This window comes from Mesorhizobium loti CJ3sym (genome assembly GCF_000472785.1).
GTDB classification, from domain to species: Bacteria; Pseudomonadota; Alphaproteobacteria; order Rhizobiales; family Rhizobiaceae; genus Mesorhizobium; species Mesorhizobium loti_E.
In genome coordinates, this window is sequence record NZ_AXAL01000003.1 from 1 (window position 1) to 21,440 (window position 21,440).

21 protein-coding genes are annotated in these 21,440 nt (G+C 58.8%); all 21 read right to left on the minus strand.

Translation table 11 applies throughout. The annotated features are described in order from the left end of the window. Nucleotides 1-617, minus strand: a 617-nt coding sequence (locus tag A3A9_RS0106910) for a dTDP-glucose 4,6-dehydratase (RefSeq protein WP_027058118.1), incomplete at its 3' end; no start/stop codon positions are given. Between the two features lie 19 nt (nt 618-636). After that, on the minus strand, nt 637-1,188 hold the full coding sequence (gene rfbC / locus A3A9_RS0106915; RefSeq protein ID WP_027058119.1) for a dTDP-4-dehydrorhamnose 3,5-epimerase: 552 nt from the start codon (nt 1,186-1,188) through the stop codon (nt 637-639). Nucleotides 1,189-1,191: 3 nt separating this feature from the next. After that, nucleotides 1,192-2,073 carry a glucose-1-phosphate thymidylyltransferase RfbA gene (gene rfbA / locus A3A9_RS0106920; protein WP_027058120.1) on the minus strand — a complete coding sequence of 294 codons (882 nt, stop codon included), beginning with the start codon at nt 2,071-2,073 and terminating at the stop codon, nt 1,192-1,194. Then, nucleotides 2,070-3,557: an O-antigen ligase family protein gene (locus A3A9_RS38420; RefSeq protein WP_082221920.1), complete on the minus strand. Its 1,488-nt coding sequence runs from the start codon at nt 3,555-3,557 to the stop codon at nt 2,070-2,072. Before A3A9_RS38420 ends, rfbA begins: the two co-directional genes overlap by 4 nt. Then, nucleotides 3,554-4,813 (minus strand): tetratricopeptide repeat protein, encoded by a 1,260-nt coding sequence (locus A3A9_RS0106930; protein WP_033838403.1) that lies wholly within the window; start codon nt 4,811-4,813, stop codon nt 3,554-3,556. The genes A3A9_RS38420 and A3A9_RS0106930 overlap by 4 nt, the downstream gene beginning before the upstream one ends. Then, on the minus strand, nt 4,701-7,079 hold the full coding sequence (locus A3A9_RS0106935) for a GumC family protein (RefSeq protein WP_027058122.1): 2,379 nt from the start codon (nt 7,077-7,079) through the stop codon (nt 4,701-4,703). The genes A3A9_RS0106930 and A3A9_RS0106935 overlap by 113 nt, the downstream gene beginning before the upstream one ends. A gap of 51 nt (nt 7,080-7,130) precedes the next feature. Beyond that, nucleotides 7,131-7,736: a polysaccharide biosynthesis/export family protein gene (locus tag A3A9_RS0106940; RefSeq protein WP_245278988.1), complete on the minus strand. Its 606-nt coding sequence runs from the start codon at nt 7,734-7,736 to the stop codon at nt 7,131-7,133. A 164-nt stretch (nt 7,737-7,900) separates the two neighbouring features. Continuing rightward, complete coding sequence (locus A3A9_RS0106945) at nt 7,901-8,710, minus strand: tyrosine-protein phosphatase (protein WP_027058124.1); 810 nt, start codon at nt 8,708-8,710, stop codon at nt 7,901-7,903. Between the two features lie 124 nt (nt 8,711-8,834). After that, nucleotides 8,835-9,383 (minus strand): hypothetical protein, encoded by a 549-nt coding sequence (locus tag A3A9_RS41725; RefSeq protein WP_152536084.1) that lies wholly within the window; start codon nt 9,381-9,383, stop codon nt 8,835-8,837. Nucleotides 9,384-9,490: 107 nt separating this feature from the next. Further along, on the minus strand, nt 9,491-10,015 hold the full coding sequence (locus A3A9_RS0106955; protein WP_245278989.1) for a hypothetical protein: 525 nt from the start codon (nt 10,013-10,015) through the stop codon (nt 9,491-9,493). Between the two features lie 314 nt (nt 10,016-10,329). Further along, a complete protein-coding gene (locus A3A9_RS0106960) occupies nt 10,330-10,734 on the minus strand; it encodes a type II toxin-antitoxin system VapC family toxin (RefSeq protein WP_027058127.1) in 405 nt (134 codons plus the stop codon). Next, nucleotides 10,731-10,964 carry an AbrB/MazE/SpoVT family DNA-binding domain-containing protein gene (locus tag A3A9_RS0106965; RefSeq protein WP_027058128.1) on the minus strand — a complete coding sequence of 78 codons (234 nt, stop codon included), beginning with the start codon at nt 10,962-10,964 and terminating at the stop codon, nt 10,731-10,733. The genes A3A9_RS0106960 and A3A9_RS0106965 overlap by 4 nt, the downstream gene beginning before the upstream one ends. A gap of 92 nt (nt 10,965-11,056) precedes the next feature. After that, complete coding sequence (locus A3A9_RS0106970; protein ID WP_027058129.1) at nt 11,057-12,196, minus strand: glycosyltransferase family 4 protein; 1,140 nt, start codon at nt 12,194-12,196, stop codon at nt 11,057-11,059. Nucleotides 12,197-12,226: 30 nt separating this feature from the next. Beyond that, on the minus strand, nt 12,227-13,180 hold the full coding sequence (locus A3A9_RS0106975; RefSeq protein WP_027058130.1) for a glycosyltransferase family 4 protein: 954 nt from the start codon (nt 13,178-13,180) through the stop codon (nt 12,227-12,229). Between the two features lie 184 nt (nt 13,181-13,364). Further along, nucleotides 13,365-14,696 carry an oligosaccharide flippase family protein gene (locus A3A9_RS0106980; RefSeq protein ID WP_027058131.1) on the minus strand — a complete coding sequence of 444 codons (1,332 nt, stop codon included), beginning with the start codon at nt 14,694-14,696 and terminating at the stop codon, nt 13,365-13,367. After that, nucleotides 14,689-15,936, minus strand: coding sequence for an oligosaccharide repeat unit polymerase (locus A3A9_RS38430; RefSeq protein ID WP_152536086.1), 1,248 nt, complete (start codon nt 15,934-15,936; stop codon nt 14,689-14,691). Before A3A9_RS38430 ends, A3A9_RS0106980 begins: the two co-directional genes overlap by 8 nt. Before the next feature lie 61 nt (nt 15,937-15,997). Then, nucleotides 15,998-17,182 carry a glycosyltransferase gene (locus A3A9_RS0106995; RefSeq protein ID WP_202596355.1) on the minus strand — a complete coding sequence of 395 codons (1,185 nt, stop codon included), beginning with the start codon at nt 17,180-17,182 and terminating at the stop codon, nt 15,998-16,000. Next, the gene (locus A3A9_RS0107000) at nt 17,130-18,359 is read right to left on the minus strand and encodes a glycosyltransferase (RefSeq protein ID WP_202596356.1); all 1,230 of its coding nucleotides are present in this window, start codon (nt 18,357-18,359) and stop codon (nt 17,130-17,132) included. Before A3A9_RS0107000 ends, A3A9_RS0106995 begins: the two co-directional genes overlap by 53 nt. Further along, on the minus strand, nt 18,337-19,032 hold the full coding sequence (locus A3A9_RS0107005; protein WP_027058135.1) for a class I SAM-dependent methyltransferase: 696 nt from the start codon (nt 19,030-19,032) through the stop codon (nt 18,337-18,339). The genes A3A9_RS0107000 and A3A9_RS0107005 overlap by 23 nt, the downstream gene beginning before the upstream one ends. Nucleotides 19,033-19,132: 100 nt before the next feature. Beyond that, nucleotides 19,133-20,158 (minus strand): NAD-dependent epimerase, encoded by a 1,026-nt coding sequence (locus tag A3A9_RS0107010; protein ID WP_027058136.1) that lies wholly within the window; start codon nt 20,156-20,158, stop codon nt 19,133-19,135. Next, nucleotides 20,158-21,432, minus strand: coding sequence for a nucleotide sugar dehydrogenase (locus tag A3A9_RS0107015; RefSeq protein ID WP_027058137.1), 1,275 nt, complete (start codon nt 21,430-21,432; stop codon nt 20,158-20,160). Before A3A9_RS0107015 ends, A3A9_RS0107010 begins: the two co-directional genes overlap by 1 nt. Nucleotides 21,433-21,440 lie beyond the last annotated feature (8 nt).

Genomic DNA, 21,440 nt, shown 5'->3' on the forward strand with positions numbered 1-21,440 from the left:
TTGAGAATGACCAGCGGGATCAGTTTTTCGGGAAAATGATAGGGGCCGTAATTGTTCGAACAGTTGGAGAGCACCACCGGCAGGCCGTAGGTCTCGTGCCAGGCGCGCACCAGATGGTCCGAGGCCGCCTTAGAGGCGGAATAGGGCGAGGACGGTGCGTAAGGCGTTTCCTCGACGAACATGCCGCCGTCGAAAGGCAGGTCGCCGAACACCTCGTCGGTGGAGACATGATGGAAGCGGAAGCGGCTTTTCCTGTCGTCGGAAAGGCCGCGCCAATATTCGAGCGCCGCATTGAGGATGCGGTAGGTGCCGACGATGTTGGTCTCGATGAAAGCGCCGGGCCCGTCGATCGAGCGGTCGACATGACTCTCGGCGGCGAGGTTCATGACGATGTCGATGTCGTGGCGGCGCAGAAGATCCAGCACCGCCCTCTCGTCGCAGATATCAGCCTGGGCGAAGCTGTAATTATGCGCGTTCTCGATTTGCCGCAGCGAGGCAAGGTTGCCGGCATAGGTCAGCTTGTCGAGATTGGTCACACGGTAGGCCGGATTGGCGCACAGATGCCGGCATACCGCCGAGCCGATGAATCCAGCACCGCCCGTCACCAGAAAATTCATGCCGCTCTCCTCATGCCCATCAGGCAAACACTTCGGCATCGGCGAGAAATGGCGCCCTGAGATCCTTGTCCGAAAGCTGGAACCCGCCAGGCAGCGAAGGCCATTCAATGCCGATTGCGGGATCGTCGAAGCGGATCGACCGGTCGTGCTCTGGTGAATAAGTATCGGTCACCTTATACAAGACCTCTGTGTCGGGCACGAGCGTTACAAAGCCATGTGCAAAGCCCTTCGGCACCAGGATCTGGTTGCCCTTTTCGGCAGACACCTCAAGGGCAACCCATTTTCCAAAGGACTTCGAATTACGGCGAATGTCGATCGCGACGTCCAGGATGCTGCCATGAATGACCCGCAGCAATTTGTCCTGGGCCCGTGGCGCAAGCTGGTAGTGAAGCCCGCGCAAGACGCCGGCGGCAGCGGAATAGGAGTGGTTGTCCTGCACGAAAAGCAGGTCGATGCCCGCCTGTGCAAATCGCCCGGCATTGTAAGTTTCCATGAAGAAACCGCGAGCATCGCCATGCCGCTTCGGAACGATTTCCAGCACGCCTTCGAGGCCGAGGGACCTGATCTCCAACGCTCAGCCCTCCGACAGATCGGCGACGCGCCGCCGCAGATAGGCGGCATATTCATTCTTGCCCAACCGGGTTGCGCGTTGCAGCACTTGCTCGGCCGTCAACCAGCCCTGCTCGAACGCGATCTCCTCTGGGCAAGCGACCTTGATGCCCTGCCGATGTTCGATCGTGCGCACGAAGGAAGAGGCTTCGTGAAGGCTGTCATGTGTGCCGGTGTCGAGCCAGGCATAACCGCGGCCCAAACGGTGCACGTGCAGTTGGCCGCGCTGGAGGTAGACGTTGTTGACCGCCGTGATCTCTAGCTCGCCGCGCTCGGACGGCCGGATGGTCGGGGCTATGTCGACGACTTCATTATCGTAAAAGTAGAGACCCGTGACCGCCCAGTTGGACTTCGGCTTCTGCGGCTTTTCCTCGATCGTCAACGCCGTTCCGCTGCCCTTGTCGAAGGAGACCACGCCATAGCGTTGGGGATCCTCGACATGGTAGGCGAACACCGAAGCGCCCTTCTCTCGCGACGCCGCGTTGCGGCAAAGCTGCGACAACCCGTCGCCGAAATAGATATTATCACCCAGAATCATCGACACGCTGTCCTTGCCGATGAAATCGCGGCCGATGATAAAGGCTTCCGCAAGCCCGTTGGGCTGGGGTTGCTCGGCATACGACAGATCCAGTCCGAACTCCGATCCGTCGCCAAGCAACTGGTGAAAGATTGGCAGATCACGAGGCGTTGAAATGACCAGAATTTCTCGGATTCCCGCGAGCATCAACACGCTCAGCGGATAATAAATCATCGGCTTGTCGTATATCGGGAGGATTTGCTTAGAGACCGCTAATGTAAGTGGATAGAGACGCGTTCCACTGCCTCCAGCAAGGATAATTCCTTTCAAGAAGCTCTCCTTGACATGCCAAAGCCCCCCGGCCCTGAGTGCCTGTGCTTAGGTTCCATGCAATGGCTTGTCAATCGCGGCTCGGCAAACGAGTTGACGGCATCCAGCGAGGTCCGTCGACTGACCTCCTGCGCCCTGACCGAACCCGCTCGCCTCGCCGATACCCGAACAGGAACAAGCAGGTTGTCATCCTCGTGATGGCCGATCCTGGCCGACTCACCCTTTTGGCCAAGTCTATCAGCGAAACCGGTATGAAAGATAATAGCGTTCAGATAGGCGAACGTCATCGCAAGTGCCGCGGTTCGCAAGGGATAGTCGACAAGTGAATGAACGAGCAGAAACGACACCGAAAGAAAGGCGGCTTTCTGTAGCGGTTGCCCGCGAATCCTGACAGATGATGCCAAGAGCATTGCCATATAGGCGGCCATCAACAGAACAACTGCCACGCCACCCTCAAGTACAAGCTCCAGATAATCGTTGTGAGCGTGATTTACGTACGATTTGAAAATCATGCTGCCTTTTTCGTAAATCTGATAAACCTTCTGAAAACCGCCGAAGCCAACGCCAACTGCCCAATTCTGCTCGATCCCGTCGATCGTGGTGCGGGCAAATTCCGCTCTCCCGAAAGCCGGATCGACCACTTTCGCATCGATCTTTGTCCACGCGCCTATCGTATAGGCCGAAAGACCTATGAAGGCCGCGAGGATGCCATATCCGCCCACCCGGGAGCGTGCCGCCAGGAAGACAACGGATATCATGGTGATCGCCAGCCCGATCAGGATACCGGCACGCGAGCCTGCCGCGAGCAGCAGCAGCAGCACCGTCACCAGCCCAAGCGAACCGGAAAGGAGGTGCCCACGGAACAAGCTGTAATAGACCACGAAAGGGATGGAGACGAACAGCAAGGCCGAGAAATGGTTCTGATTGGCAAACAGGCCGGCATTAATCGTGAACGGCAGCAATCCCTCAATGGCAACGACATCGGAGAGCGAATACTGGATCGCCGCAGCCAAGCCGTTGCAGATGACACCCATGAAAAAGAACGGGAGAAGACCGTAAACCTGCTCTGCGCGCAGGCGCATGACGCCGAGGAAAAATGCCGCGGCAGCAATGAAATACAACAGACACTCGATCGTGCGTCCGACGCCGACACTGGCGAAGCGCAACCGGGTTTCGCCTTCCAGCCATGGATTTGCGAGCAGCACATCGGGTCGCAATCCGTCCAGCAGGGTCGCGGGCAGCGGGATGATTTGAAAACAGAACACGGCGAGGACGAGCGCAAGCAGCCACAGGACGGTGCGAGGAATTGCCTGTTCCGATGCACGCGAGAGAACGACCGCGGCCGAGACAATTGCCGCAATTTCAATCAGTGTCTCGGTGTAGAGGCCGCTTGCGGTGCCGCCACCGATGAGCAGGGAAAGAAAGAGGACCGACCCAAGCAGATATTTGTCCCACTCCGTGGGTCGCCGAGACCGCTCTCTCATGACGACACTCTTTCGATGCTCAATCTGTGCATGACCAACGTTCCGACGTATCGAAACCGCCAACTCTCGGCAATTGCGGCCGTTTCCAGCCTCAGCACCTGGAGCGGGCACGCAACCGGCCCGACCGTGAAGTCCAGGCTGAGGCTTCGCCGGTTGAACGTTCCTTCCGGAATGTTGAAGCGTGCTATTTCGCCTGAAGGGTCGGCGCACCTGAGGGACCAGAACAAATCCTTTGGCAGTTTGAGATTTGTCGCCGACGCGCTCAGGGAAATCCTGTAAGAGCCAGGAGGCAGCTCGATATATTGCTGAAGTGCCGCGTTCTTGATGGGTGTGTTCAGAAATCGGATCGTCGCCCCGCGGTCGCTTTCACCCGCCTCCTGCGATCCGGCGAAAGTGATCTCCAGACCCGACCGATCGTGTATCACCCAATCGAACGGCTTGCCGCTGTGGATCGGTTCGAAGCCGCCGTTGAAAATGTAACCGCCGAGTTTGCGTTCCTGATCGGACAGGCTGAAAAGAAACAGTCGATAGGCCGGACCATATTGCTTCTGCCTGACGTAGCCGTTGATCACAGCAGACAATTCGTTCGACGTCGGCGGCGTGGCTGATCCCGCAAGATCAAGCAGCAATTGGTTTGCAGCCGCCAAGCCTTGGGGATTCTGGCCAAGCGTCGAGAAAAGCTTGCCTCGCCATGGCGCTTCCGCCCGGACAGCGGCCAGCACGGCCCGATATCCGTCCGCATTGGAAAGGATGGCTGGCCAGCCGGCGGCAATGACTGAAAACTGATCAGGCCACCGGCGCAGCAAGATATCGATCTCGCCCACGGCCTTCACCAGGTCGCCCGTCTCGACGGAGCGATCAATGGATCTCTGCAACGCGTGTATCTCGGTCTTGGACAGCAATCGAGCCCGATCGAAGAGTTCGAACGCCTCGCCCTTCTCGCCCTGTCGGTACTTGATCTCGCCGATCAGGCTGTAGAGGCGCGCATCCGCGACATTGAAACGAAGCGCATTTCGAGCCTTGGCAGCCAACCCATCAAGATCGGCATCGTTCTTTGTTCCGTTCAGTTCGTCCGTGATCTCACCGATCAAGGCCTCGACGTTCAACGGATCGAGCGTGAGAGAGACGGCTGGCAGTCCACCTTCAAGAAGCCGACTTAGCCCAATCGACGAAGCCGTTAGCACCAGAGCGAAGGCGACGAACCAAACGCTTGAGCGCAGGAGATTTTGCATGCGCGGGCTGGCCTGCTCCGTCATCAACTTTGCCCTCGATTTTCGGGGTACTCGTGCCGTAGTCGTAGTACTGGTAGTTCATATATTTGTAGGCGTAGTTGTAGTCGAACTTGTTCACTGAGAACTTAGACATTGCCGCCCCAATCACGTTTGCCCCTGCCGCCCGCAGACGTTTCAACGCCGTCTTGGCAGATTTGCGCGTTACCTGGTTGGTGGAAATTACCATCAGCGTGCCTTCGGCAAGCCGGCTGAGGATGGGTGCATCCGAAAGGCCGACGACTGGCGGGGCATCGATGATGACCAGATCGAAGCGTTTGCCGAGATTGGTCAAGATCAGTGCCATCTTTGGCGAAGAGAGCAGGTCCGCCGGATTGGGCGGAATCGTCCCCGACGTCAAAACGGTGACATTGGGGCATTTCGTTGCTCTGAAGATGCCAGCCAGATCTTCCTTGCGAACGGTGTTTGTCAGGAGATTGCTCAATCCTATCGCGTTGTCGAGACCGAACAGCCGATGCAGATTCGGTTTGCGCAGGTCACCGTCAACAAGCAGAACCCTCGCGCCGAGAGCGGCAAAATCCTGACCAAGCTTGAACGAAGTGGTCGACTTGCCTTCGGAAGGCTCGGAACTGGTCACCAGCAGCGAACGCGGCGCCCCTTCCGCACCGGAGAATTGCAGCGAAGTCCGCAGCGAACGATAGGCCTCCGAAAGTCCGGATTTTTGATCGGCGATGCTGGCTATGAGTTCCCGGTCATCGACGAGCGGCAAGACGCCAAGCATGGCCAGCCCAAGCTCTTTCTCGACCTGCTCCGGGTTGGTGAAGGTGTTGTTCAGCAATTCGACGATGTAGATGATCAACGCGCTCATGGCCATGAAAAGCGCCAGTGCGATCGCGAGATTGATGGTAAGGCGAGGCGAATAAGGGCTCATGGGCTGTGTCGCGAAATCGACGATCGCAGCGGTTTGCGTCTTCAGCTCCGAACTCACACCGACTTCATTCAGTTTGGCAATGAGGCTGTCATATTGCGACCGGTTGGAATCGACCTCGCGCTTGAGGATGGTGTATTTGATGTTCTTGTCGTTGAAGAGAGCCTGTTGCTTTTCCAGTTCCGCGAGCTTGGCCTTGAGGTCGGCTTCCTTGTTCTGCGCTTCCTGGTACTTCAGCCGCAGCGAATCGGTGATCGCCAGCACGCCATTGTTGTAGACGCGCTGGAGTTCCTTGATCTGCGATTGCAGTTGCTGCATTTCCGGGAAACCAGGCTTCAGGATACCCAGCTTCTGCTGATACTGGCTGGTCAGATCCGCCAGCTTTTCACTGAGCTTCTGCAGGCCTACGCTCTCCAGGACCGGACCGAGACTGGCACCGCGTCCCTTGTCTATCTGGTCCACCACGCGGCCGGCATCGAGACGATCCTGGATAGCGGTTGCCAGCGCCGTGTTGATGGCTTCGATGTTGGATCCGATCAGCGATTTGTCGTCGCCGGTGACGGTGATGCCGGCATCTTTTGCATAGGTGACCAGCTCTTCCTCGGATTTCTGAAGCTTTTGCTTGACCTGCAAAACCTGCTCCTGGATGAACTGCCTCGCCAGATCGGACGTTTCGCTGGTCTGATCGAGACGTTGATCGATGAAGCTCTGCGCAACCTGATTGGCCACATCGCTCGCATATTTCGGCTTCTGGTCAACGAAGGTGATCGACAACAGGCTGGTGTTCGTCACCAGATTGACCGTCAGGTCGTCCAGAACTCGCTTGATGGCTATTGCCTCGCGCTCTTCGGGTGTTTTCTCCTCGATCGAGGGCGATTTGGAAATTCCGAATGCGCGGTAGAAGATGTTGCTGAGCGAAAAACTCGACGTGGGAAACAGGAAGTCCGGCTTGTCGGCAAGTCCCAGTTGAAACACCACGCGTTGCGCCAAGGCCCTGCTCTTCAGTTTCTCACGAGCGGTCAGGAAGGCACGGACGTCGCTGTTTTCGGACACCACTTCGATGTCCTGGAAGACCTTGGCCGAAGGGACCAGAACTTCCAGCTGCGTCGTCGCCTGATATTTCGGTGTCTGCATCATCGTCACGATGACGCCGGCGACGAGACCCGCCACCGCCATCATGACGATAAGCCAGCGGTATTGGACAACGTAGAAAAGCAGTTTGAGCGGATTGAAGCCCTCGTCCTTGGCAGCATAGTCTCGACCGTAAGGACTATAGTTCTGCGCCCCATCGTAATAAACGTCGGCGGACAGGGCCTGGCCGTATCCGGGGCCGGCGATTTGAGGCTGCCTGTTGCGATCGAGCATGACGCGAGGTGTTCCTGGGTTTGTCCGTAAGCAGACCGGCGAAGGCCTGCCCTACGGAATGACCGCAATGCGAGCCGCGCTCGAGGCGAGGCCCAGGGCATCCTTGAGGTTGTTCATCGCGATTTTCGACTTCGAAGCAAAAACGACGATCACATCGCCGCCGTAAATGCGCGGGTTGCGATTCTTGCCGGCGCGGATTTCCTCGACATTGTAGTTGGCCACCAGCTTGCTCTGGCCAAAATTGCGATAGACGAAGACCTTGCCGGCATCGCCGACGGGGTTGAACCCTCCGGCGAGCGCGATCGCATCGAGCAGCGATGCGCTGCTCGATACCGGGTAGATGCCGGCCCGGTTGACCTCGCCGTCGACGGTGATGCGCTGGCCGATCGATTCCTTGACGAAGATCGTCACATCCGGCGACTGCAGGTACTTGGCCCCATAGGCGGTCTCGATTTCCGTCTCGAGCTGGCGAACGGTCTTGCCGGCCGCGGTCATCGTGCCGATGAGCGGAAGCGATATCTGCCCGCTGGCGTCGATCTGAACGGTCCTGTTCAGATTGTCGACCTGGAAGACGCTGACTTCGAGCACGTCGTTGGCGGACAGCAACTGCTCGCTGCCATTTTGTGTGTTTTGCGGTGCCGGCAGATCTTTCACCACCTGCAATGCGCCGCCAGAAGTGGCTGTTGGAGAAGACGTTGGCTGCAGCGCGTCGACAGAACTCGTGGAGGATGTCGAAGAACTGCTTGCGCAACCAGAGAGCGCAAATAACGCAGCCAATAGCGGTATGGCTGCATTGTTTCTCGTCAGGTCGAAAATGCCCATCACAGAGACCCGCTCTTGAACAGCCGGCCCAATCCGCCGAAATGGCCAGCACTGCTGGCGCCCGATTTCTTCGCGCTCACCTTTCCAATGGGCGCGACGAGCTGATTCTGCAATATCGCACCGGGGCGTTTCACCGCCATATTGTAGGCTTCATCTTCCCCGCAACGGTTCGCGATGGCGACAACAGCCTGCGAAAGCCCCGGCCGGCGCCGGGTCGCGCCATGGGTATCGGAGGCGATGATATCCACCCTGCCCTCGTCGAGCAGCTTTTCCGAGTAGTAGAGGGCCGTGCGGCCAAACGCTCCTATGACTGAATCCGCCGTCAACTGGATTAGACAGCCCAGAGCATTCAATCGCTCAATGACGTCGTAGTTCGACTTGATCCAGGTCAACCGTTCGGGATGGGTCAGGATGGGAACGTAGCCGGCGTTTGTCAGACGGGAGGCGAGATCCTCAAGCCGTGGCGGCAAGATGTGATGCGGCGGCTCGAACAGGAAATAGCGCGATCGATTCAAGGTCGGCACCTTGCCAAGCTTCAACCGGTCGGGAAGATCGGGCGTGACGTGAACATCGGCGCCGACGTAAAGAGCCAGCGGTATGCCGGCGTGACGAAGCTCCTGCTCCAGGGCCTGAACCGCCTGCTCAATGCTTGCCGTGTCGTTTTGGTAGACGCCCGGCATGACGTGCGGCGTGCACACCATATGCGTCGTCCCGTCGGCCACCGCCAGCCGCGCCATCTCAAGCGATTCAGCCACACTGGAAGAACCATCGTCGAGGCCGGGCAGGATATGAGAATGCAGGTCGATCATCTGTGCTTCTGGCTGCGTGGAGGCCAACCGATTTTGCCCCGACAAAATACAGATGCGTCACCCGCATGATGGCGAATGACGCACCTCACAAGCTTACACAAAACAGCTGACGTCAGGCCCTCGACTAGCGGCTGACGGCGTCGTCATCATCCTGCAGGCCGATAATAAGTGCTGCAGCACCACCACCAACCGCGCCGGCGCCCAGCAGAACCGGCAAAACGCCGGGCTCGGAACTGGCGGGCACGACCACTGCCTGCGGCGTATCGAATGACACGCACATGCCACCTTGGACAGGATCGACCTTCACCGTCATATTTGCCGGAATGTCGAGCGCGCAATCGGCGCCGACAGCTAGCGAAGCCGACGCCTGCACCCCTGTCATGATACGTGCGCCCGGATAGACCGGCGCCTCCGCGCCCACTCCGGCGTAGCCGCCGGCCTGCGACATCTGAACATCACCCTGGACCCGCGTTAGTCGACCGACCGCCTGGCCGGATGCCGGCAGGGCCGCGAGGCAAGAACAGGCCTGCGTTTGCTGGGCGAAAGCACTCGATGCGGCAAACAAGGTGCCGCCAGCGGCGAATGTTACAAAAGCAAAAACCACCCCAACGCGATAACGAACCGCCATTTCCGCCCCTTCGAAATCAGCGATCCGCCGCCCAGAATCGCTCACGCACTATTTCAACCAGCAATAAGGCGATACGGTTAACGAACTTAGCACGCCCCCCACTCAGCCGTTACTCGCCTTCCGGCGGCAGGTCACCGCAGTTACCCACGCCGTCAGCGGCTGACGGCGTTGTCGTTGTCCTGTGTCGCGGCAAGCACGCCAGTCGCCAGAAGCGCGCCCGCGAAAAGTCTTTCCGGCGGACCGAACCCGCCGACAGCGCCGCCTGACGGCTGAATGGCCGCGGTCTGCTCCGAACCCACCAGCTTGAGGCAGATATTGCCTTCGATGCGCGAGACATCCAGGCTCGAATTCGCCGGCACATCCACATTGCAGCCGCCCACGGCCACGGACGCCGACCCCTTGGCGCCGACGACCACGCGACTGCCGAAATCAAGCGCATTTCCCGCTTTGGCCGGACCATAGCCAGCCGCCTGCGATACCATCACATCGCCATCGGCGGAACGAATGGACCCGATCGGATTTGCGGCACCGTGATAGGCGGTGGCGCAAATGCACGATGCATCCTGAGCAAAGGCTGAAACCGGACCTAAACTCACTGAAGCAACAAACCCGACCAAAGCGGTTCTGATGAAGAGATTCATCCGTCTCGCCCCTTTCCTTACCCCACCTTCCGACATGTCAAATCACAAGATGGCGACATTAGCGCCTAGCAGTTTTTGACCACAATTTCAACCCGTTTCGCACTGGCGAGAGGATTTTGACTTGCAATGCAGCCATCACGACACATTACTTTCGCAACCGCGCATGAGAAGTTCTGACAGGCAGCGCGAGTTTCTTGATTATCTAGAAAGAAATTGAGATTTCCTTGCGCCGTGATTGTAGCCGACCAAGCTTGATCGAGGCTGAACACCCCTTGAGCAACGACTCGCGATCGGCAATGCGGTCAAGACAAGCTTAGTATCTGATTGGACATGCCCTGATTGGCGGCGGCTCAAAGGTCCGGAGCGATCAAACTTAGGGACGGGAAATAGGTCCGGTATCGGGCAATGTCACGGGTGAGGAGCGGAATGCCAACGACCGCGGCATGAGCGCCGATGAAGAAGTCAGGCAATACGCCGGTCCTCGCCCCACCTGATCGGCGATATTGTGTAAATACCTTTCCAGCCAGAAAGAGGGCTGCTCTTGGCATCGCGACCATTTCAAGACCGGCAGCTTCTAGAAACGCGTCAAGGTCCTCGATACGGGCGTAGCGAGCAGCAAGCTCGGCATAGACCGCGTCGTTGATCAGCAACGGCCCGTTGAGACTCGCCGCCTCAAGCTGTGCAATCGACCAATCCGCCCAGTTCGGATCGTCCGTGACAAGGTCGAGCAGAACGTTGGCGTCGACGAACGTCACCCCTCGCCACGCGTCATCGCCATGATCGCGTCGGTCGTAAGGCCCTCGCCGGCATGACCACGCAACCTGGCAAAGCGGCTCACAGGCTGTTTTTTGTCGGCACGAGCCAGCACTACACTGCCATCGGCAACGCGTCGGAAATCGACCTTGCTCCCCGGGACGATCCCCAGAAGATCACGGACCGGTTTGGGGATGGTCACCTGTCCTTTTGCGGTAACGGTGGTACTCATCCTTCGCTCCTAGTAATACCATGATCATAGAAGGTATTACCTTGAAGACCGAATTTCAATCCCGAGCCGCCGAAAAACCAGGTTGACCCGATTTATCGCCTTGTTAGGGGAGCGAGTTTCTCTATCTGGCGCATGTATCTTTCAACGACGATCGTTTCCGAGAACTGCCGTTCGACCTTTTTCCTGCTCTCAATTCCCATCCTGTCCCTGGAAGCGCCGTTCATGGCAGCGAATTCGATCATGCTGCCGGCCAGATCATCGGCATCCCTGACCTTGCAAAGGAAGCCGTTGACGGCGTGATGCACCACTTCCTTGCAGCCGGGGACATTGGTCGAGATCAAGGGCCTGCCCATCGCGGCCGCCTCGAGCAGCGAACGCGGCGTTCCCTCCCTGTAGGAGGGCAGCACGACACAGTCGGCGGCGTCGAGGAAGGGGCGAACGTCGTCGGTGGTACCGAGATACTCGACCAATCCTTCTTCGACCCATTGCTCGACCTGCGCGCGACTGACCGCGGTGCGGTTTTCGACATCGAGAAAGCCAAGGAGCTGGAACCGCGCGGCGGGCACCTTGAGACGGACCAGGCGGGCCGCCTCGATGAACTCTCCAACCCCCTTGTCCCAGAGAAGCCGGGCCACAAGCAGAAAGACGATGGGGCCGGACCGCGGGCTCTTGCGCGACGATGGGGAAAAACGCACGAGATCGACGCCGGAGCCGGGCAGCAGCGCGGTCTGTTCCTTGCGCACCAGACGCCCGTCGACGAACAGCATCCTGTCGTCGTCGTTTTGAAAGAAGACCACCTTCGAACGCGCCAGCGCCAGCCGGTACAAGGCCTTGGCAATTCTCTGGAGCAGGCCGCCACGGACGAAAACAGTGCCGAGCCCCGAAATATTGTTAATGACCGGAATGCCGTTCAGGTTTGCCGCCAGCGACCCGAACACATTGGGCTTGATGGTGAAGCCGACGAACACCAGCGGCTTCGCGCGACGCAGGATGCGCCAGTAGCGCCACAGAAGTGCAAGGTCACGAACCGGCGAGGTACCGGAATTGTCCATCTCGATGTCGACGTAGCGGCAACCCATGTCCGTGATCGCGGATGAATACTCATCCCTGGGCGCGACGACGACGACATCATAACCGCGTGCCCGCAACGCCTCGATCAGGCCCTTGCGGAAATTGACGACATTCCAGGATGTATTGATCGAGATGACTATCTTTTTTTCTGCCTCAGACACCGTTCCCCACCCCGCCAGATACCGATCTGCTCACCGTCGCCTGCGCGATTGTGCCGTGTCAGGTACAAAAGCCTCGAACAGTCGTAAGATCTCCTCGTCACTGGCGACGGAAGAAATGCGCGCGAAGCATGCGTCTCTTGCAAGCCGCAGATCCTCGGGCCGAGCAACAAGCCCCGCGATTGCGCGTGCGATATCCTGCGGATCATCGGGATCGAAGTCGAAGGCGGGTCCCTCGGGCATATAGTGCCGCGTGCCGCTGTCGCGCGACATCAGCACGGCACACCCTGCCCAGGCAGCCTCGATGGGAGATACCGCTGCGGGCTCCGTGCGCGACGGCAATATCAGGAGATCATGACTGGCATAGACCGAGGTCATCCCGTCATGAGCTACATTGTTTTGAAACTGAAGCCTGTCCGCCAGTCCAAGCGCTTGAGCCTCGTGCCGCAAAGCCTGACAAAAAGCCGTGTCGGCCTTCGTTGCCTCCTCGCCGCAGAACGTCACGGAGAATGGGCTGGATGCTGAAATCGTTGCCAGGGCTCGCAGAAGCAAACTGTGCCCCTTTCGGTCCCGGTACTTTGCCACCATCAGAATTCGAGGTGGCCAATGCAATGGCCTGTCTTCCAGCTCTCCGATCTGAGCTGGCTCGAAAGGACTGCCAAATGGCAGGGGAATGGCGCTGCCTGCGCCGACCGGATCGAGGTTCGATGAGAGCCGTGACGTAAAGTGCGGAATCCCCAGCCGTTGAAAGACGGCTCTTCGAAGCCATGTGCCGCTCCATGCCGGAGGCCTGGCATCCTCCTGGTCGTAGATGACGAGCTGGCGCCCCTGCAGGATCGTGCACAAGGCGGCGATCCTGCAGAACCAGCGCGTCACCCCGCGGACGATCACCACGTCGGGATTCTCGGCCCGCAGACGCCTCCAGTAAAAGACGAGGCCGGGAAACGAAAAGGGCGCGTTCGGAACACCGCTCTGATATCGGCGCATGATTCTCCGCGACAGTGCGGACGGCGCCACGATATTGGGAGAAAGGAGAATATGGTTCTCCGTAGGCCCCGTTTCGACCACGTCGACTGAAACGTGATGCCCGGCCGAAGTCAGTATGCGCACCCAAGGCACGGCATTGGTATGATATCTCGGCAGGCAAAACAGGTATCTCAAACGATCAGCCCTAGATATTTTCGGCGGCGCGGATTCGTCTTTTCAGCAACAATTGCGAAACCACCATCATGGCGGTGTAGATCAGCGCCGCTACGATTAGGCCGGCCCAGGCAATGCCCAACATTCCGAGCCAGCCTGATAGAGCGAACGAAAGCGGCAGGTAGACGATGGTCGCCAACGCCATGATCTTGAGCAGCGGTTTTGCTCCGGCCACAACCTGGATCAGCGGATTGAAATGCGTTCCGGCCAGACCGAAGCACTCGGCCGCAAACAGAACCGCGAAGAGCAGCGAAGCATCGGCATAGGCCGAACCGGCAGCCAGAACAACGATGACTTTTTGCAGCAGGATCCCGACACCTGCCATGCCAGCAGCGGCACATGCCGAAACCACGGTGACGCGGGTGTTCAACCGGTATACGCGGGAAGGTGCTTCTTCGTTGGACAGTTTCGCGATTTCGGGAAAGATCACTTGGTTCAAGGGACCGGTCAGCCGGGACACCATCGTCGCCAGACGCGAGGCGACAGAATAGGAGCCCGCGGCAACCTCCCCCAAAAGACCGGCAACCAGGAACAAAGCGATATGCCGCCTCGCGCTCACCAGAGTCGAGAGCAAGCTGGTGCCGGTGGCCATGGCAAGGAACGTCCAAAAGAAACGCCGTTTGGAGCGGGAACGAAGCGGGTTGAACAATGTAATGTTCTCGCGCCCCGCATAGACCAGCAGGCGAACGAACAGCGTCAGATTGTAGAGGGCGCCGATCGCCGCCAAGACGATCACATAGGCGATCAGGGGCGCATCGACCGCCCAAAGGACGAGCGAGGCAACAACCACGGCAGCCCCCTGGGCGAGTTGATTGCCGACGATGACGTCGTATCGCCCATTCAGGCGAAGCACCCCCTTGGGCGTGCCCGAAAGGCTTGCCAGCAAGGTGACGCTGTAGATCATCGCCAGAAGACGATTCTGGTGCGATACACCGATCGCCTCTCCAAACAGCAGAATTCCGCCGATCGCCACGGCGGTGGCAAGCACGGCAGCCGAAACATCGAGCGCGATCCCGCAAGATGCCGCCGGCCCGAGGCGCGAGCGCGACCTGGCGGACAATCTGATGACAGGCTGCCAACTCTCAAACGTGCACAGGCCGGAGATGAACGTGACATAGGCCTGGATCACCGCGAGGGTGCCAAAATCTGCCGGGCCGAGCGAACGTGCGTTGAGCGCCAACGCAACGATCGAGCACAGCGCAGCCACCGCACTTGAGGATGTCGCCAGGGTAACGTCCCGAGCGACACGCCGTGCGCGCAACCAGCCAGAAGGTTTGGCGATCGCCGTCATGTCCTCAGCCATGGTCACGGCGCGGACCTCGCACCCCCTGAGGCCCCATTGCTATCGCGGGGACTTGCGGGAAGCATTTTCGATGGATGTAGACCACACCGAAGATGAAGAGCGACACAAGGATGACTCGCTTGGCGGAAATGAACGCGCCGAGAAGTTCCTTGCGCTGGATGTAGAAGGTGAGGTGGATGATTGCCACGATCAGGCCGGCCTTGAGGGCCGCGCTGCGAACATTGCGGATTACCGCTTCAATGGCGACGCAGGTGAGCGAAAGAATGAGGACAAGCAGCGGAAATCCGGCATATCCGAAATTTGCATAGAACTCGGCCCAGATGTTTGCCGCGACACCGCCACTGTAGCCGGGGAAGAGAAGCGGCTGGACCTGCTCATTGTAAGTGCAGCCATCCTTGCCAAAGACCGAATCCGAAAATGGAATGAAAGAAAGCGGCACCAGCCAGAGATTCGAGCAAGGCAAGGTGTAGCCGTATTTCACGATAAGATCCAAATGCGCCAATGTCACAAACTGCTCCAGCCCAACAAGGGTCGAATCCGACAACTGGTTAAACTGGATTTTCTGACCAACGACCTCGAAATTTCCCACCTTCACAGCCGAGTAGATTGACTTGTATATCGCCAAGAAAAAGAAGGCTGACACTCCGCCGATAATATATCTTTTTTTTATAACCAAAAGAGAGATATTTCTGTAACGTATGTATAGGAAAGATAAAATTGCTATTGCGACCGCAGATCTGTGACCAATATAAAGCGTCAGGATCAATCCTAGGCAGCTCAGGATTATAACGAGCCTGGATTTCCTCCAGCCTGACAGCGCCCCGAACACCACACCGACAATGCAGGTATTGTAAAATATATATTGGAAACGCCCGGTGGATGATAAGACGTCTGCCTTCGAAGCGGAAAATAGGGCCGGATTCGCAACCGAGATCCCTCCGAAAACAACGATCATCGCGATTATTATCAGGGACTCTCCCTGGCTATCACTAGCGACCTCGAAATTTTGATTCCTCGGCACAAAGACAAGCATCGCAGCGACAATGCAGGATATAACGAGAGCGATGGCATACCCTGTGCCTACATCATAGGTGAAATCATATTTTCGTCCGCCAATGTCGACATATTGAAATCCGCCGGCAACAAATGGCGCAAAATAAACCAGGCTTGAGACAAGCAAAAGCATTTGCGGGGTCAGCGCAAATGGTGAAGCCAGATAATCTCTCCTGAAGTTCTGCACTTTAAACCCATTGCCCTGCTAAAAATACCGCCTCTCCTGCCAGGCAGCGACGCATTCGGCGCTAGCCATTGAAGGATAATCTCTCCCATAGCGCGCCATACGACTTTGCCATCCGTTCAAGTGAAAAATCCGAAGCGACGCGATCGCGGCATGCCTGCTGTCTGGCCGTCCAGGATCGCTGGTCGCGGATTTCGCAAGCCATGATGGCGATAGAACGAGAAAGCTCGTCGGAATCCTGACTTGGAACGACAGACCCGGTGTCGGCGACAAGCATGCCGATATCTCCAACATCCGTTGCCACGCAGGGCGTGCCACACGCCATCGCCTCCGCGACTACATTCGGGAAGGCTTCACGACTGGAGGCAAGCACATGGATGTCAAACGCATTCATGAGCCCGGCAACATCGTCGCTTGGACCAAGCAGCATCACCTTGTCGCGAACCCCAAAGCGATCCAGCAATCCGGCAAGCTCGGCATTTTCAGCCGTGATTCCCGGGCCAACAAGAATACACCTGAAAGGAAGCTCGGCGCGAGCCGACAGTTTCGCCAAGGCAGCGACAAGATTCTTGTGATCCTTGTCGGGATGCCAGCGGGCGACGCTTCCTATGACGAACTGGCCGTCATCTATCGACCAGCTTTGGCGCAGCAGCGTGCGCGCCTTCTCGTCCGGTTCGAAGACGGCCAGGTCATAACCGTTCGGTATTATCGTCCAATTCGAGCTCGAATAGCCTGCAGCAATATGGCGCCGTGATGCTTGTTTCGAACAACTCACAATCTGGGCGGGGATCGCACGGGATAGGAGCGCGCAGAGCCTGTCCACCGCCCTTGTACCCAAGGGGGCGACACGGGGATCCAGTCCGGAATTGTGCATCCCCCACAGAACCGGCTTGATACCGGCAAACCATGCCAAAACGCCTCCAACCAGATTCGCGTGGTACATCCAGCACTGGACTACATCTGGCCGATAGGTCGAAAAGACTCGCCGAAACGCTGCGAGCCCGCTGAGGCTCAACCGCCCCCTGGGCATCGACAGACATGTGAGGGGTACCCCGGCCTCCCGAAGCAGCGGCCCATATTTTCCCTCGCCAGATAGCGAGACCACACAGTGCGAATGGGCGTGCTCGGCCGTGCAGAGGCGAAACAGAGCCGCCTCTGCACCGCCATTCTCAAGTCCGGTGATGACATGCAGGACCTTAATGCGATCGCTCCTTCCCCATCGCCCTCGTGCGGTCTGGCCGCATCGCAAGCAGGTATGCGTCAGCTACCTTTTCGACACTGAAATCCTGTGCCCGACGTCTGACATCCGGATGGCTGGCGTCATCGAGGCCGGCCGATATCGCGGCCGCGAAGCCTTGCACGTCGCCTACCGCCACAAGGCGCCCCCATTTGCCGTTCTCCAGAATTTCCGCCGGCCCGCTTTCGCAGTTCGTGCTCACCACCGCCGCCCCGCAAGCCATCGCTTCGATGATCGTGTTGGGAAACCCTTCCCGGCGCGAGGAATGAAGAAACAGCGCGGCACGCCGCATCCATGGATACGGGTTTTTCGAAAAGCCGATCAGGGCGACCGAAGAGCTCAGGTCGAGTTCGTCGATCATCGTCTGCAGCGATGCGCGTTGCGGGCCTTCTCCGACAATCGCCAGTTTGACGGGCCTTTTCGTTGCGACCTGCGAAAAGCTGCTTATGAGGGTGGCGTGGTCTTTTGCGAAATCGAGGCGACCGACGGCTACCAGCAGAAGCCTGCCATCCTCATCCGCGAATGGATGAACCAAGGGCTCGGTCGACTGCGCCTCGATGTATTCGATGTCCAACGGATTGTAGATCGTTTCGACGGAACTTCTGTCGAGCCCTATACTGCTGATCAAATCGTCTGCAACACCATGTGAGACGGTTATGATCCTGTCGGCATAGCCGTAAGTCATGCGCATGAGAAACGGCAAAAATCTCTCGCGGATCAGCTTGGTATCCGCAAGGGTCCTGGACAGGTTGCTTCTCTCGGATATGACCGTACGCACCCTTCGGCGCGACAGGAAGGACGAGACTATTCCCAGGATATTCGCATGAGGCAGGGCTGACAGCATCACCTCAGGCTGCTCCGTTCTAAGGTACCGGATCAAACCGAATAGCGAGAACAGCATGCGAGAGGCATGCAGGTCCACTATCCTTACGGTGGCGGGAACCAGGGAGAGATATTCGCCCGTTGCACGTCCAATCACGAGATCGGTGGTCAGCCCGCGTCGGTCGAATTCCCGGGCCAGAGTAAGCATTGCCCGCTCGGTGCCGCCCGCTCGAAGCGAGGGGATGAAAACGGCAATCCGGCCATTTGGGCCACTCGACGATTTTCTGTCCTGGCGCATGGTCTTCACCCGGTTCGCCGCCTGTTTGGTCTGGTCGCCGCGAGGGTCACTGTTTTCGCCGAAAGACATAGGCATAGGTCTCAGCCGCATCCTTGCCGAAAAAGAGAGCCGCGACGCCAAGCCAGATGCGCCAGGCGAGGAAGGCCGGCACGAAAGAATAAAAGTATGAGCTCCTCCAGAACAGGCGGCGCTGGACAAGCTCCAGGCCATTTTGCGCCGCGATCCTCTCCACCTCGCTAGGCAGGCATTTGTCATAGAAGGCCGGGAACCCGTCATGGCCCTTGCCCTTGTCAGGGTAGATCGCAAAAAGCAGGCGCTGCTTGACCCTCTCGGGCAAAATCCGGTTCAACCTGGCGAAGACGGCATTGCGCGACGGCGAGAAAATGGCAACAACGCCGCCGGGTTTGACGCAACTGGAAATGCCGCGAAATGCGCCCTCGCCGTCGCGCACGTGTTCCAGTGTGGCCTGGCATATCACCAGATCGGCATCTCCCTTGCCTCTGAACAAGGTCAAATCTGCCTCGATCTGCTCGTCATAGACCTCGCCTGGAGCCTTCGAAAGTTCCTCGGCATCGAGGTCCACCCCGACCACAACCAGCCCCAGGCGGCGCTTCTGCGCCAGGCTGACAAGCGGCCGTGCCCCACCGCCGAGATCATAGACCAATGCATTGGCTGTCAGCAGCGCCGGCGCGATTTCCGCAGCGAAAGTGTGGTTGCCATCCGCGCGCAGCCGTAGCGGCAAAACTCTGTCCAGGCACTCAGAGAGTGCCACGTTTGTGCGAACGAACCCTCGCAGCAAGGACACTAGCCCACCATCGATTTTGCGTGCAAAGACGTGCCCCCTACCCCCGCCCGAAATACGCCTGGTACCACTCCACAAACCTCCCTACCCCCTCGGTCACGGAAGTGCCGGGGCGGTAGCCGACCGCCGCTTGCAGGGCCGAGGTGTCGGCGAAGGTGTCGGGAACATCGCCGGCCTGCAAAGGCAACAGCTCGATGATGGCCTTGCGGCCAAGCGCGTTTTCCAGCGCCTCGACATAGGCGGTCAGCTTCACCGGGTTGTTGTTGCCGATGTTGAAGATGCGCCAGGGCGCACTGCTCGTGGCCGGATCCGGATGGCCGGAATCCCAGGCAGGGTTGCCGGCCGCGGGACTGTCGCTGGCGCGGATCACACCTTCGGCGATGTCTTCGACGAAGGTGAAGTCGCGGCTGTGGTTGCCGTTGTTGAACAGCTTGATCGGCTCGCCAGCCAGGATGCTCCTGGTGAATAGGAACAGCGCCATGTCGGGGCGCCCCCAGGGGCCGTACACGGTGAAGAAGCGCAAGCCCGTGGTCGGCAGCCTGAACAGATGGCTGTAACTGTGCGCCATCAGTTCGTTGGCGCGCTTGGTCGCGGCGTAGAACTGCAGCGGATGGTCGGCCGGACGATGCTCGGAAAATGGCATGTCGGTGTTGGCGCCGTAAACGCTCGACGTGCTGGCATAGGTCAGGTGCCCCACACGGCCGTTGCGGCAGGCCTCGAGCATGTTGGTGAAAGCGACGATGTTGCTTTCGACATAGGCGTGCGGATTTTCCAGGCTGTAGCGTACCCCGGCCTGGGCGGCGAGATGGATCACCCGGTCAAAGGCATGGCTGGCGAAGCAGCCGTCCACGACGCTTCTGTCGGCGAGATTGCCGTGGATGAAATGATAGCCGGCATTGGTGCTGCGGCTTGCCTCGGCGAGCAGCCCCAGCCGCGCCTGCTTGATCTTGGGATCGTAATAGTCGTTGATGCTGTCGATGCCGACAACCTCGTCGCCGCGCTCCAGCAGCCGCCGGGCGACGTGATAACCTATGAAGCCGGCGGCGCCGGTGACCAGAACCTTCATCAGAAACGCCCGTCCGTAACATGCCTGGGGAACAGGCCCTTTATGTCGTAGATGACGCCCGGGGCCTTGCAAAGCGCCTGCAGGCCGGCAACCCCCAGCGAGCGGAACTGCCTGTGTCCGACGGCAACGATGACGCCGTCATAGCGTGTGGCCGGAATATGTTTCACGCTCGGCACGCCGAAGGCGCGCGCGCATTCCTGCGTGTCGACCCAGGGGTCCCATATGTCGATTTCGGCATTGTACTCCCTCAATTGCGCGACGATGTCGGCGACCTTGGAATTTCTCAGGTCCGGACAGTTTTCCTTGAAGGCCGCGCCCATGATCAGGATCCGGCTGCCGACGACAGGGATGCCCTTGCGCATCATCAGGCGGGCCGTCTGATCCGCCGCATGCTGGCCCATGGCGTCATTGATGCGGCGCCCGGCAAGAATCACCTCGGGATGATAACCGAGTTCCTGAGCCTTGTGGGTGAGATAATAGGGATCGACGCCGATGCAGTGCCCCCCGACAAGGCCAGGCGTGAAGCGCAGGAAATTCCACTTCGTGCCGGCGGCCTCCAGCACTTCGGTCGTATCGATACCAAGCTTGCCGAAGATCAGTGACAACTCGTTCATCAGCGCAATGTTGAGGTCGCGCTGCGTGTTCTCGATGACCTTGGCCGCCTCGGCCACCGCAATGCTCGACGCGCGGTGCGTGCCCGCCGGCACGATCGAGGCATAGAGCGCGTCGATGGCCTCCGCCGCTTCCGGCGTCGAGCCGCTGGTGACCTTGATGATCGTCTGCAGCCTGTGTTCGCGATCACCCGGATTGATGCGTTCCGGGCTATAACCGAGGAAGAAACCCTCGTTGAAGCGCAGACCGGAATGCTTCTCGATCAGCGGTGCGCATACTTCTTCGGTACAGCCGGGATAGACGGTCGATTCAAAGATCACCACCGCGCCAGGGGATATGACCTCGCCGACCGTCGTCGACGCCATGATCAGCGGCCTCAGATCCGGCCGGTTGGCCTTGTCGATCGGCGTCGGGACCGTGACGATGAAGACCCCGCAATCGCGCAGGTCGGCCTTGTCGGTGGTGAAGGTCAGCCGCGAAGCGGCAGCGATTTCCTCCCTGCTGGCTTCGAGCGTGTGATCGTCACCACGCCGCAACGCTTCGACCCGCGACTGGCTGATGTCGAAGCCGACCACATCCCTGGCGGCCCCAAAGGCCACGGCTAGCGGCAGGCCGACATAGCCAAGCCCGATAACAGCAATCTTCCTGGAGGCGAGATCCATTGAGTTCC